We start from the raw sequence: 11450 nt of genomic DNA, 5'->3' as shown, positions 1-11450 counted from the left end.
CCCACGCACCGGCCCCCTTGTGCAACAGACGCTAGCCCGTGAGGCTGGCCCGGAGCCGGTGCACGAGGCCCGGGTCGACGGGGTTGTCCCAGTCCCGGTCCCGCCGGACGGCGGCGCCCGAGTGGAAGGCGGTCACCCCGGCCGCACGCAACGGCGCGATGTGTTCGTCGCGCAGCCCACCCCCGACCAGCAGTTGCGGCCCGCCCGCCGACGCCTCGCCGAGGACCGTGGCAAGCCCTTCGGAAAGCCCGGCCGGAGCACCCGCGGTGAGCACCGTGTCGAGCCCGGGCAGCCCGGCGATCGCGGCCCACACGGCGGCCCGGTCGCCGGCGTGGTCGATCGCACGGTGGAACGTCCAGGGCGCGCCGTCCAGGGCGTCGACCACCGTGCGGACCGCCGGCAGGTCGACGTCGCCGTTGCGGTCCAGGAACCCGAGGACGAACTGGTCACCCCCGGCGGACCGCAGCTCCTTCGCGGTGCGCCGCAGGGCGTCGAGGTCGCCCGCCGCGAAGTCCGCCCGGGATCGCAGCATCACCCGCACCGGCAGGTCGACCGCCGCGCGCACGGCGGCGACGGTCGAGGGCGCCGGGCTCAGCCCCGCGGCGGCCATGTCACTGACCAGCTCCACCCGGTCCGCACCACCGTCCCACGCATTCCGGGCATCTGCGGCATCAAGGGCGATGACCTCCAGCAGCGGCATGATCATGACCCAATCCTGCCAGCGCCATCCGCCTACGGCCCGTTTCCCGCCTGTGATCCGGAAGACCTCGGGCACCCAGGGGTGCACAAGGTCTACCGGATCACGGGGGCGGGGTGCGGCGGGTGCGGTACGCGCGCATGCGGGTGTTGACGCCGCAGCCGGCGACGTCGCACCAGCGGGCCGAGCGGTTGCGGGTGTGGTCATAGAAGGCGTAGCGGCAGTCGTCGGCGGCGCAGGTCTTGAACCTCGGCCAGGTGCCGTCCGCGATCGCCGTCACCACGCCACCCAGGATCGTGGCGAGCGCCGCGGCAAGGGCGTCGGTGGTGCCGGCCGAGCGCCAACGGACCCCGGGCGACGCCGGGTCACCGGTGAGGGCCGGGGTCACCCGGTGCTCGAGGAGAAGGGCGTCGAGGGCTTCGGCCGCGAAGCGCGACGGCGGCAACCCGGTATTGGCGTCAGCCAGGTCGCGGATGGCTTCCCGTACCCCTGCAGCAGCCGAAAACGCGTCGGCGGTGAGGAGACCACAGCGGAACCCGTGCGCCCGCAGCCACGTCGCCAGGGTCTCCGGGGAGGTGGCCTCGTTACGGGTACGCAGGAACGCCTCGACGAGGGCGAGCCCGCCCGGGGCCGGTGGCCGGTGATCCATGCCCACCAGGTTACAGTCAAAGCCGGTTAGGGCGTAACATGCGGGGATGCGATTCCCCGAGGAGCGGCTCGACGACCTGCGCCGGCGGCTTGCGGCAGCGCGCCTTCCGGCGGCGCCGATCCGTGGCGGCGGCGAGACACCCGAGACCGTGGCGCGGCTGGACGAGCTCATCGCCTACTGGCGCGACGGCTACGACTGGCCGGCGCAGGCCGAGCGGATCGCCGCGCTGCCGCACCGGTTCGTGACGGTCGACGGCGTCCGCCTGCACGTGCTCGTGGCGGAGGGCAAAGGACCGAGCCCGAGGCCGCTGCTGCTGGTCAACGGGTGGCCGAGCAGCTTCGTGGAGTACCTGGACGTGCTCGGGCCGCTGACCGACCCGGCGGCGCACGGCGGCGACCCCGCGGACGCGTTCACCGTGGTGATCCCGGCCCTGCCGGGCTACGGGCTGTCGGACCGGGCGCTGCACCTGGACCTGGACCGGGAGGCGATCGCCCGGCTGTTCGACCGGCTGATGGTGCAGCATCTCGGGTTCGGCAGCTACGTGGCGCACGGCGACGACATCGGCGGCGGGGTGGTCAACCGGCTCGGCATCCACCACGCGGACACGGTCACCGCGATCCAGACCGCGAACTGGCTGGACGCGCACGTGCCGCCGGGTGCGGCGCTGACCGCGGCGGAGGAGCACTACCTGGTCGCGTCGCGGGAGTGGGACCGGACCGAGGGCGCCTACGCGCACGTGCAGCAGACCCGGCCGCACACCCTGGCCTTCGCGCTGACCGACTCGCCGGTCGGGCTCGCGGCCTGGATCCTGGAGAAGTGGCTCACCTGGAGCGACCCCGCGTCCACGCCGGGCGCCGACCTGATGCTGACCAACGTGATGCTGTACTGGCTGACCGACACCATCGCCAGTTCGACCCGTCTCTATGCACTGTCGTCACCGCCGGGGCCGCGGGACGTGATCCAGGTGCCCGCGTCGGTGCTGGTGACCAACGAGCCGCGGCTGCCGGTGCCGCCGGAGGAGTGGCTGCGGCGGGCGTATCCGCGGCTGACCCGGGTCGCGCACGCGGGCACCGGCGGGCACTTCCTGGCGGCGGAGCAGCCTGCATTGTTCGTGAGCGAGATTCGCAATGCCTTCCGATCAGACCATAAACTCACGTGATGCAACACAAACGGCCAACCCTTGACGACGTCGCGCAGGTCGCCGGGTTCTCCCGGGCCACGGTCTCGCGGGTCATCAACGGCAACTCGCGCGTCGCGGAGGAGGTCCGCGAGCAGGTGCGGCGGGCTGTCGAGCAGCTCGGCTACCGGCCCGACCCGGTCGCCCGGGCCCTGGCCCGCGGGCACGGCGACGTCGTCGAGCTGATCGTCGTCGACGACCAGCCGACGAGCTTCGGCACCAACCCCTACTACGGGCGGGTCGTCGCCGGGATCGTCGAGGGGCTGCGGCACTCCGAGGCGCAGATGCGGGTCCACGTCGTCGGGCTGCCCGACGCGCCCCGGCTGCTCGACCGGGTCGCGCACTCCGCCAGCGTGGGCGCGATCCTCGTCAACGTGCCGCCCGCGCTCGCCGCGGACTTCCACGCCGTCTGCCCGCGGGTCGTGTCGATGGGCCGGACCACCGAGCCGGTGCCGTCGATCGTGCCGGACAACACCACGGGGGCGTATGAGGCGGTCCGGCTCCTGCACCGCAACGGGCGCAAGCGGATCGCGGCCGTCCCGGGGCCGGCGCACATCAGCGACGCCGTCGACCGCCGGGCCGGATATCTGGCCGCGGTCCGCGACGCCGGCCTCGACCCGATCACCGGCGAGGGCGGCGAGTTCACCCGGGAGACCGGCGCCGCCACCACCCGGCAGCTGCTGGCGGAGCACCCGGACCTCGACGCGCTGTTCGTCGCCTGCGACCTGATGGCCTCCGGGGCGCTGCAGGCCCTCGCCGCGGCCGGCCGGCGGGTGCCGGAGGACGTCGCGGTCATCGCCTTCGACGACAGCCTCATCGCCGCGTGCACCACCCCGCCGCTGACGTCGGTGCGCCAGCCCGTCGAGGAGATGGCGGCGGCCGCGACCCGGGCCCTGCTCGCCGGCGAGGTCGGCTCCGGCTGGCACGGCACCTTCCCGACCTCGCTGACCGTCCGCCGCAGTTCAGGCTGAGTTCTCCCAGGCGACCTGCGCGCGGGTTACCTTGCGGGCATGGCTGCCCGTCAGACATTGATCTCGGGGGTACTGACCACCGCCGCCGCCGGCACGCTCGTGCTGCAACTGCTGATCCTGCCGGTGTGGCTGTTGCCCGCCGACCCGCGCTGGGGCTGGCTGCTGGTGCCGGTCGTGCTCACCACCGTCCCGCTGTGGTCGCTCATCCACGAGGGGATCCACGGCACCCTGCTGCGCGACCGCCGCTGGAACGACCGCCTCGCCCGGGTCCTGGCCACCGGCTACGGCGCGCCGTTCGCGCTGCTGAAGGCCGGGCACCTGCTGCACCACCGCTACAGCCGGACCCGCCGCGAGCGGACCGAGGTCTACGACCCGGCCGTCACCACCTGGCTCGCCGCGGCGCGCGGCTACTACCCGCGCCTGCTCGGCGGGCTCTACCTCCTGGAGGCCGCGTCGGTGGTCCTCGCCGTCGTGCCCGCTGCCGGGTGGCGGTGGCTGGTGCGCCGCACGGACTCCCTGGACTCCGTCACCGGCCTGCTCCTCGACCGGGTCTCCCGGCGCGACACGCTGCGCCGGTTTCGGATCGAGGCCCTCGCCGTCGTGGCGACCTACGCCGCCGCGGTGGCCGGCTACGGGCGGCACGCGTGGATGCTCGCCGCCGCCGTCGGCGGCCGGGCGCTGCTGGTGTCCCTCGCCGACAACGCCTACCACTACCGCACCCGGCTCGAGCGCCCCCTGGACGCGATGAACCTGCGGCTGCCGCGCCCGCTGGAGCTGTTCGTCCTCGCGTTCAACCTGCACAGCGTGCACCACCGGCACCCGGGGCTGCACTGGTTCGAGCTGCGGGCCGCCTTCCACGCCGACGCCGACGAGTGGCACCTCGGCTGGGCCACGGCCGTCGCCCGCCAGCTGCGCGGGCCGGTCCCCGAACCGGCCCTGCTGGGGCTGGAGCCACTCACTCCGTCACGGTGACGAACCCCTCCGTCCACTGGTCGTCGTCGACGACGGAGGCGGCGATCAGGAAGCAGTCCGGCTCGTCGAAGAACCCCGGAAGCTCGCGCGCCCGCGCGATGCGCTCCCGGGCCCGCTCCTCGGTCGAATAGACCCCGAGGATCTTCACGTCGTCGCCGTCCGCCTCGTCCCAGCTCAGCTCGCCGTCGGTGTCACGGTGGTCAGGGCCCGCATGGTGCACGTGCCACAGCAGGAACACGTCCATGCCCGGTAACCTACATCGATACAAGGCACCCCCGCCGGGTGAGATTCACCGAGTGCAGAGGCGATGTACCCACGGTGACCGTGCGGCCGTCACACCGGTGGGCGGCCGGGTGCGGGGGCCGGCGCCAATGGGTGGGCGCCCCAGGCCCGCGCGCCGCGCTCCCCGTGGCGAGGGCGGTCGGCGTGCGGGCCCCGGGCGCCCCACGGTGCCGGGCTGGGCGGCAGCGCCGCCAGGCCGCCGGTGGCGTCGAACGCCATGCGGTGACCGCCTCGGACACTGCGGGTGCCGGCCACCACGAGCGCCGCCGGCACGGCTTCCAGGAAGCGTTCCAGGTTGTAGTGGCATTCCCTGGCGCGCAGGTAGGAGCGGCTGGACATGCCGACGGTCGTGCCGCCGACCTCCGCCCGCCAGACCCACTGCCCGTTGGACTCCACGGCGGCGACGGTGCTGCGCACCGCGGCGAACCCGGCCTGCAGGTGCAGCACCGCGTCCCGGCACGCCCCGTAGGTGTCGAACGTCCGCGCCGCTCTGCCCAGCGGCCGGTTGTTCGGCGACACCAGCATCCAGGTCGTGGCCGCGGCGACCGTGCCGTCATCGGCGGCCGCCCCGGCCAATGCTAAGAAGACGAACCTCGATTGGTGCACCCGCTGCCCCCTCGCCCGCCAGGAACGCCCACCCACTGGGACACACGTTCGGGACGGCGCATGACCAACAGGCGCGGCCACACGCGCACGCCGGACATGCAAGAGGTGAACAACAGGAAGGGGCAGGACCGTTGCTATACCACCGTTCCACCGCAAACCCGGAAAGGGGCCTTGACGCCAGACATCGACATCCGTTAGACCTCTTGGAGATTCCTAATCTTCGATGGAGGACATCGTGGTCCGAACTCGTGTCGCCGTGGCCGTGCTCGCCCTGATCGCCACCTCGGCGTTCGCCGCCACGCCCGCGCAGGCGTCCGGCGAGCCCGTTCCCACCGGCGGGCCGTGCGCATACACGCCGACACCGGACGATCCGGCGGTCCGGCCGGTGCCGCTGCCCAGGGATCCGCGGCACACCCCGTCGCGGGGCACGGTCACCGTCACGCTGGTCACCAACCTCGGCCTCATCCCGCTGACCCTGGACCGGGCCCAGGCACCGTGCACGGTGCAGAGCTTCCTGCACCTGACCCGGCACGGCTTCTACCACCGCACCGTGTGCCACCGGCTGACGACGTACCCGACGCTGAAGGTCCTGCAGTGCGGTGACCCGTCCGGCACCGGTGAGGGCGGCCCGGGGTACCGCTACAAGGACGAACTGCCCACCAACCTGCCGCCGGCGCCGACCGACCCGACCGGCGCGCGCAAGGTGTACGCCCGCGGCGTCCTCGCCATGGCCAACGCCGGCCCGGACACCAACGGCAGCCAGTTCTTCCTCGTCTTCGCCGACTCGGCGCTGCGGCCCAACTACACCATCTTCGGCAGCGTCCGGCCGCTGGGCCTGCACACCCTGGACCGGATCGCCGCCGGCGGGGTCGCCCCGACACCCGAGGACCCGGCCCCGGTCGACGGCGCCCCGGCGCTGCGCACATCGATCATCCTGGCCGTGTAGCGGCCGGTACATTCTGCGGCGTGGCTCATTACAGCAGGCTGTACACGATCGTCCTGGACGTGCCCGCCGCCGACCACGACGCGACGGTGACCTTCTGGCGGGGTGCCCTCGGCGCCCCGCTGGAACAGGTCGGAAAGTATCCGGAGTTCCACGGGGCGCTGATCCCGCACCACGACCTGGTGCTGCTCGCCCAGCAACTCCGCGACGGCGGCCCACGCGTGCACGTCGACATCCACACCGACGACCTCGACGCCGAGGTGGCCCGCCTGGAGGCGCTCGGCGCGACCCGGGTCGAGCGTCAGGACCGCTGGTGGGTGATGCGCGACCCGGCCGGCGTCACCTTCTGCGTCGTCCTGGACCGCCCCGGCATCCTCACCGATGCGAACGCCACCCGCTGGCCCTGAGCACGTCGTTCACGACGAGTTCCACGCATGGGCATGGGCGGCACGGCAGCCGATGGACATCGACTGATGCGGCCCATTCGCCCGGCCCATCCGGACGAGCATGGTCGCTTCGATCTCGAACCGCGGTGAGGGACCGCGGAATGTGGTCCCTCAGCCGGGGCAGGTCAGGCGACCGTGTTGCGCCAGGCGCGGCCGCTGCGCTCGATGAGGCGGTTGGCCTCCGTCGGGCCCCAGGAGGCCGCCTCGTAGGTCGGGATCGGGCCGGTGTCCTCGGCCCAGCGCTCCAGGATCGGGTCGACGATCCGCCAGCACTGCTCGACCTCGTCGGAGCGGATGAACAGGGTCGTGTCGCCGATGAGGGCGTCGAGCAGGAGGCGCTCGTAGGCCTCGGGGGACTCCTCGCGGAAGGTCTTGTCGTAGGAGAAGTCCATGCTCGCGGAGCGGACCCGGAACGAGTGGCCCGGGACCTTCGCGCCGAAGCGCAGGGCGATGCCCTCGTCGGGCTGGATGCGCAGGATGAGGGCGTCCGGCTGCAGCTCGGTCAGCTGCCGGTTGGGGATCGGCAGGTGCGGCGGGCGCTGGAACTGCAGGGCCACCTCGGTGACCCGGCTCGGCAGGCGCTTGCCGGTGCGGACGTAGAACGGCACGCCGGCCCAGCGCCAGTTGTCGACGTCCAGGCGCAGCGCCGCGTAGGTCTCGGTGCGCGACAGGGGGTCGACACCGGGCTCCTCGCGGTAGCCGGCCATGAGCTCGGAGCGGGAGCCGCCACGGGTGTACTGCCCGCGCACCGCGATGTCGTCGATCGCGCGGCCGCTGGGCAGGCGGATCGCCTGGAGGAGCTTGACCTTCTCGTTGCGGACCGCCTCGGCGCTGAACGACGCGGGCGGCTCCATCAGCGCGAGGGCGAGGACCTGCAGCACGTGGTTCTGCACGATGTCGCGCATGGCGCCGGCGTGCTCGTAGAAGCTGCCGCGGGTGCCGACGCCGAGGGTCTCCGCAACGGTGATCTGCACGTGGTCGACCCAGGTGCGGTCCCAGATCGGCTGGAAGATGGCGTTGGCGAAGCGCAGCGCGAGCACGTTCTGGACGGTGTCCTTGCCCAGGTAGTGGTCGATGCGGAAGACCTGCGACTCGTCGAAGGCGGCGTGCACGGTGGCGTCGAGCTGCTTGGCGCTGGCCTCGTCGTGCCCGTAGGGCTTCTCGATCACGAGACGGGCGAAGGAGTCCTCGCGGGACTGGTGCAGCCCGGCGCCGGCGAGGCCGTTGATGACGAGCGGGAACGCCTCGGCCGGGGTCGACAGGTAGAAGATCCGGTTGCCCGCGGTGCCGCGCTGGTGGTCCAGCTCGTCGAGCACGGTGGCCAGGCGCTTGTAGGTCTCCGGGTCGTCGTAGCCGCCGGAGATGTACCGCACGGCGCCGGCCAGCTGCGGCATGCCGGACAGGCCCCGGTCGCCGAGCACGGCGTGGATGAACTGGTCGTCGTCCATCGGGGTCCGGGCTACGCCGACGACGGCGAACCGCTCGGTGAGCCGGTTGTGCCGGGCCAGGCTCTCGATCGCGGGGATCAGCTTGCGCCGCGTCAGGTCTCCGGAGGCACCGAAGATGACGACCGTCGCCGGTGGGGCCTGCCGGTCGTCGGACTCCTGCGGGATGGTGACGTGCTCGCCGATCGTGCCGTGCTCGCTGGGCATGGATGCGCGCCTCTCCTCGGACTGCCGCCGTGACACTACGAGTCAACCGCCACGCACAGCAACGATTCCAGAACGTGACCGGCGTCTCGCGTATTCAAGCCTACGGTCAGGCAAGCGGTTGCACGGCCCTCGATCCCGTCGCCCCTCATGGAACACATGGGTAACACTGGGCACCGGGCTGGTGAGTGGCGATCATGGCGAGTAACGTAGAGTCGTCAGGAGCAAGCGGAGAGTAATCGGGTCGCAGGACGGGGATGCGCGATGTCGATCACACCGGTAGCAGCCACCACCACGGGTCTCACGGCCACCCAGGTGCAGCAGCAGCGCCAGGTCGATCTGGTGGACCAGCAGCGCCTGGACGACCAGCGGACCCAGGACCGGCACCAGGACCAGCGCCTGCAGGACCAGCGCAGGGTCGAGGACCAGCAGTCGGTCCGCCAGGATCTGGTGCGCCAGGATCAGCGCCGCGCCGACGACGTGCAGCAGTACCAGGACGACCAGTACCGCATCCAGCAGCAGCGGGTGCAGGACCAGCAGCGCCTCGACGACCAGCAGCGCATCCAGGACCAGCTGCGCCTGGAGGACCAGCTGCGGCAGCGGGCCGAGGAGAACCGGCTGCAGCTCGAGCGGACCGCCGACGCCGCCGCCCAGGCGCGGCTCGCCCAGGGCAACGGCATGTTCAGCGGCCGCATCGACGTGTACCTCTAAGAAGCTGCCAGCCGGGCCAGCCGCTCCGGGGTGGGCCAGCGCACGTCCCACGCCCAGCCGGCCCGTTCGAAACGCCGGATCAGCCACGCCGAGATGTCGATCTGCCCGGGCAGGACGCCGTGCCGGGCACTGGTCGGGTCGGCGTGGTGCAGGTTGTGCCACGACTCGCCCATGCTGAGCACGGCGAGGGGCCAGAAGTTCGCGGACCGGTCCCGGGCCGCGAACGGCCGTTCGCCGATCATGTGGCAGACGCTGTTCACCGACCAGGTGACGTGGTGCAGGGCGGTGACCCTGACCAGACCGGCCCAGAAGAACGCGGTCGCCGCGCCCCACCAGGTCCAGGTGACCAGCCCGCCGATGACGGCCGGCAGCAGCAGTGTCAGCACCGTCAGCGGCCCGAAGAGCCGGTGCACCAGGCGGATGTCACGGTCCGCGAGGAGGTCCGGGGCGAAGCGCTGCTGGTTGGTCAGACCCCGGTCGAGCACCCAGCCGAGGTGGGCGTGCCAGAACCCGCGGGCGAGCGCGGCGGGACCCGTGCCGAACAGCCACGGGGAATGCGGGTCGCCGTCCTTGTCGGCGAACGCGTGGTGCCGGCGGTGGTCGGCCACCCAGTGCAGGATCGGCCCCTGCACCGCCATGCTGCCCACGACGGCGAGGCCGATCCGCAGCGACCGGCGGGCCTTGAACGCGCCGTGGGTGAAGTACCGGTGGAAGCCGACCGTCGTGCCGAGGCACGTCGCGGTGTAGAAGGCCGCCGCGAGGGCGGCGTCGAGCCAGGTAAGGCCCCAGCCCCAGGCGAACGGGACGGCGGTGACGAGGGCCAGGAACGGCACCGTCACGAACGCGTACACCGCCACCTGGGCGGGCAGAGGCCGCTTCGCGGCCAGCATCGGAAGTGCCACGCCGGCACGCTAGCCCGCCGCGATGACCGGCACCCCGCGCGCAGGATGCCGGTCCGCGACGTTCAGATGACGTGGTTGGCGACGAACAGCCCCGACGGGTCCACCGCGGCCCGGACCGCCCGCAGCCGCCGCAGCGCGGCCGGCTCGAACGCGCTGTCGGCGGCGACCGGTTCCTCGGCGAAGTTGAGATACTGCGACCCGGTCGCCCACGGCGCCAGCGCCGACACGACCCGGCCGCCGTCGGCGGCGGCCGCCGCGCCCAGCTCCGGCGTGGCCGCGATCCCGCACGAGAACAGCGCGAACGCGCCGTTCAACGAGCTGAGCGCGCCGCCGCCCGGGGCGGGCCGGCCGAGCGCGCCGCCGAGTTGCCGCAGTTCGGCGGGGACAAGCAGCGACGTCCCGGAGTCCGGGCCGGCCGCCGCGAGCAGCGCGTCGACGGCCGCGGCGGGCAGGTCGCCGAGCAGCGACGTCCTGGACACCGTCGGGGTCGGGCCCTCCGGGTCCAGGTGCAGCCGGATCAGCGACGCGGCCGGCGCGTCGGCGAACGTGTCCAGGAACGGCGAGAGCGCCCGCAGCGGCGCGACGACGTCCGGGCCGGCGGCACCGAGGACGGCGCCGTCGACGACGAGGAGCCGGCGGCCCTGCAGGTCCGGCGGGAGCTGCGGCAGCGGCGGCAGTTGCAGCAGCCGCAGGGCGGTGGTGACCTCGTCGGGCGCGGTCGCGGCCCAGTCGAGCCAGGCCGGCAGGACCCGGGCGGCCTCCTGCCAGTCCCAGGCGAGCAGGCCGGCGTATGCGGTCCTGATCGGGAACAGGTCGAACTCGACGGCGGTGACGACGCCGAAGTTGCCGCCGCCGCCGCGCAGGGCCCAGAACAGCTCCGGCTCGTGCTCGGCGTCGACGCGCACCAGCGTGCCGTCGGCGGTGACGAGTTCGGCGGCGGTGAGGGCGTTCGACTGCAGGCCCAGGGCGCGGGAGTACCAGCCCATGCCGCCGCCGAGGGAGTACCCGACGACGCCGACGTCCGGCGACGAGCCGTGCAGTGCCGCGAGCCCGTGCGGCGTGGCCTGCTCGACCACGTCGATCCAGAGCGCGCCGGCCTCGACCCGGGCGGTGCGGCCGGTGACGGTGACGCCGGTCATCGCGGACGTGCGCAGCAGGATCACGTCGTCGAGGGGCCCCAGCGGGCCCGCGTTGTGGCCGGTGCCCTGCGCCGCGACCCGCAGCCCGGCGCCGGCTGCGGCGCGGACGACGGCGGCGACCTCGGCGGCGTCGGCGGGGTACGCGACGGCCGCCGGCCGCTGGTCGACCGCGACGTTCCACGGGGTCCGTGCGGTGTCGTAGCCCGGGTCACCGGGAAGGTGGAGCGCGCCGCCGCAGAGGCCGCGCAGTGCGTTCGAAACAGTGGTCATGCGGTACAAGCTGCGGCAACGCCCTTGGAGCCAACT

13 protein-coding genes are annotated in these 11450 nt (G+C 73.0%); 6 read left to right on the top strand and 7 right to left on the bottom strand.

Annotation, left to right across the window (positions count from 1 at the left end):
* Nucleotides 1-31: 31 nt before the first annotated feature.
* The gene (locus ACFPIJ_RS60555; protein ID WP_380128635.1) at nucleotides 32-706 is read right to left on the bottom strand and encodes a copper homeostasis protein CutC; all 675 of its coding nucleotides are present in this window, start codon (nucleotides 704-706) and stop codon (nucleotides 32-34) included.
* 94 nt (nucleotides 707-800) lie between these two features.
* Nucleotides 801-1346 (bottom strand): CGNR zinc finger domain-containing protein, encoded by a 546-nt coding sequence (locus ACFPIJ_RS60550; protein WP_380128633.1) that lies wholly within the window; start codon nucleotides 1344-1346, stop codon nucleotides 801-803.
* 46 nt (nucleotides 1347-1392) lie between these two features.
* Between ACFPIJ_RS60550 and ACFPIJ_RS60545 the strand changes: the two genes are divergently transcribed.
* The 3 genes from ACFPIJ_RS60545 to ACFPIJ_RS60535 are packed head-to-tail and all read left to right on the top strand — an operon-like array spanning nucleotide 1393 to nucleotide 4466.
* Nucleotides 1393-2505 (top strand): epoxide hydrolase family protein, encoded by a 1113-nt coding sequence (locus tag ACFPIJ_RS60545; RefSeq protein WP_380128632.1) that lies wholly within the window; start codon nucleotides 1393-1395, stop codon nucleotides 2503-2505.
* Nucleotides 2505-3494 carry a LacI family DNA-binding transcriptional regulator gene (locus ACFPIJ_RS60540; protein ID WP_380128631.1) on the top strand — a complete coding sequence of 330 codons (990 nt, stop codon included), beginning with the start codon at nucleotides 2505-2507 and terminating at the stop codon, nucleotides 3492-3494. Before ACFPIJ_RS60545 ends, ACFPIJ_RS60540 begins: the two co-directional genes overlap by 1 nt.
* Nucleotides 3495-3533: 39 nt before the next feature.
* Nucleotides 3534-4466, top strand: a complete 933-nt coding sequence (locus ACFPIJ_RS60535) for a fatty acid desaturase (RefSeq protein ID WP_380128630.1) — start codon at nucleotides 3534-3536, stop codon at nucleotides 4464-4466.
* On the opposite strand, the gene ACFPIJ_RS60530 is transcribed toward ACFPIJ_RS60535, so the two are convergent.
* Both ACFPIJ_RS60530 and ACFPIJ_RS60525 read right to left on the bottom strand, forming a co-directional pair.
* Complete coding sequence (locus ACFPIJ_RS60530; RefSeq protein WP_380128629.1) at nucleotides 4450-4710, bottom strand: DUF7336 domain-containing protein; 261 nt, start codon at nucleotides 4708-4710, stop codon at nucleotides 4450-4452. The genes ACFPIJ_RS60535 and ACFPIJ_RS60530 overlap by 17 nt on opposite strands.
* Nucleotides 4711-4799: 89 nt before the next feature.
* Complete coding sequence (locus tag ACFPIJ_RS60525; RefSeq protein ID WP_380128628.1) at nucleotides 4800-5354, bottom strand: hypothetical protein; 555 nt, start codon at nucleotides 5352-5354, stop codon at nucleotides 4800-4802.
* A 235-nt stretch (nucleotides 5355-5589) separates the two neighbouring features.
* Between ACFPIJ_RS60525 and ACFPIJ_RS60520 the strand changes: the two genes are divergently transcribed.
* Together ACFPIJ_RS60520 and ACFPIJ_RS60515 are read left to right on the top strand one after the other, a co-directional pair.
* Complete coding sequence (locus ACFPIJ_RS60520; RefSeq protein ID WP_380128627.1) at nucleotides 5590-6300, top strand: peptidylprolyl isomerase; 711 nt, start codon at nucleotides 5590-5592, stop codon at nucleotides 6298-6300.
* A gap of 20 nt (nucleotides 6301-6320) precedes the next feature.
* A complete protein-coding gene (locus tag ACFPIJ_RS60515) occupies nucleotides 6321-6704 on the top strand; it encodes a VOC family protein (RefSeq protein WP_380128626.1) in 384 nt (127 codons plus the stop codon).
* A gap of 164 nt (nucleotides 6705-6868) precedes the next feature.
* On the opposite strand, the gene zwf is transcribed toward ACFPIJ_RS60515, so the two are convergent.
* Complete coding sequence (zwf, locus tag ACFPIJ_RS60510) at nucleotides 6869-8395, bottom strand: glucose-6-phosphate dehydrogenase (protein ID WP_380128625.1); 1527 nt, start codon at nucleotides 8393-8395, stop codon at nucleotides 6869-6871.
* 261 nt (nucleotides 8396-8656) lie between these two features.
* On the opposite strand from zwf, the gene ACFPIJ_RS60505 reads away from it, so the two are divergent.
* Nucleotides 8657-9103 (top strand): hypothetical protein, encoded by a 447-nt coding sequence (locus ACFPIJ_RS60505; RefSeq protein ID WP_380128624.1) that lies wholly within the window; start codon nucleotides 8657-8659, stop codon nucleotides 9101-9103.
* Here ACFPIJ_RS60505 and ACFPIJ_RS60500 read toward each other — a convergent pair.
* Both ACFPIJ_RS60500 and ACFPIJ_RS60495 read right to left on the bottom strand, forming a co-directional pair.
* Entirely contained in the window at nucleotides 9100-9993 is an 894-nt protein-coding gene (locus ACFPIJ_RS60500) for an acyl-CoA desaturase (RefSeq protein ID WP_380128986.1), read from the bottom strand. The genes ACFPIJ_RS60505 and ACFPIJ_RS60500 overlap by 4 nt on opposite strands.
* A 74-nt stretch (nucleotides 9994-10067) precedes the next feature.
* Nucleotides 10068-11414: an FAD-binding oxidoreductase gene (locus tag ACFPIJ_RS60495; protein WP_380128623.1), complete on the bottom strand. Its 1347-nt coding sequence runs from the start codon at nucleotides 11412-11414 to the stop codon at nucleotides 10068-10070.
* Nucleotides 11415-11450 lie beyond the last annotated feature (36 nt).

This window comes from Dactylosporangium cerinum (assembly GCF_042653625.1).
In the GTDB taxonomy this organism is placed as follows: domain Bacteria; phylum Actinomycetota; class Actinomycetes; order Mycobacteriales; family Micromonosporaceae; genus Dactylosporangium; species Dactylosporangium cerinum.
Note: the sequence above shows the minus strand (reverse complement) of the source record. Positions and strands in the feature narration are given on the sequence as shown.

What these genes read in the sequence shown, in the direction of transcription:
- ACFPIJ_RS60555 (WP_380128635.1), bottom strand. Translation starts at nt 706, where the DNA reads ATGATCATGCCGCTGCTGGAGGTCATCGCCCTTGATGCCGCAGATGCC.
- ACFPIJ_RS60540 (WP_380128631.1), top strand. Translation starts at nt 2,505, where the DNA reads ATGCAACACAAACGGCCAACCCTTGACGACGTCGCGCAGGTCGCCGGG.
- ACFPIJ_RS60535 (WP_380128630.1), top strand. Translation starts at nt 3,534, where the DNA reads ATGGCTGCCCGTCAGACATTGATCTCGGGGGTACTGACCACCGCCGCC.
- ACFPIJ_RS60550 (WP_380128633.1), bottom strand. Translation starts at nt 1,346, where the DNA reads ATGGATCACCGGCCACCGGCCCCGGGCGGGCTCGCCCTCGTCGAGGCG.
- ACFPIJ_RS60495 (WP_380128623.1), bottom strand. Translation starts at nt 11,414, where the DNA reads ATGACCACTGTTTCGAACGCACTGCGCGGCCTCTGCGGCGGCGCGCTC.
- ACFPIJ_RS60505 (WP_380128624.1), top strand. Translation starts at nt 8,657, where the DNA reads ATGTCGATCACACCGGTAGCAGCCACCACCACGGGTCTCACGGCCACC.
- ACFPIJ_RS60500 (WP_380128986.1), bottom strand. Translation starts at nt 9,993, where the DNA reads ATGCTGGCCGCGAAGCGGCCTCTGCCCGCCCAGGTGGCGGTGTACGCG.
- ACFPIJ_RS60545 (WP_380128632.1), top strand. Translation starts at nt 1,393, where the DNA reads ATGCGATTCCCCGAGGAGCGGCTCGACGACCTGCGCCGGCGGCTTGCG.
- ACFPIJ_RS60530 (WP_380128629.1), bottom strand. Translation starts at nt 4,710, where the DNA reads ATGGACGTGTTCCTGCTGTGGCACGTGCACCATGCGGGCCCTGACCAC.
- zwf (WP_380128625.1), bottom strand. Translation starts at nt 8,395, where the DNA reads ATGCCCAGCGAGCACGGCACGATCGGCGAGCACGTCACCATCCCGCAG.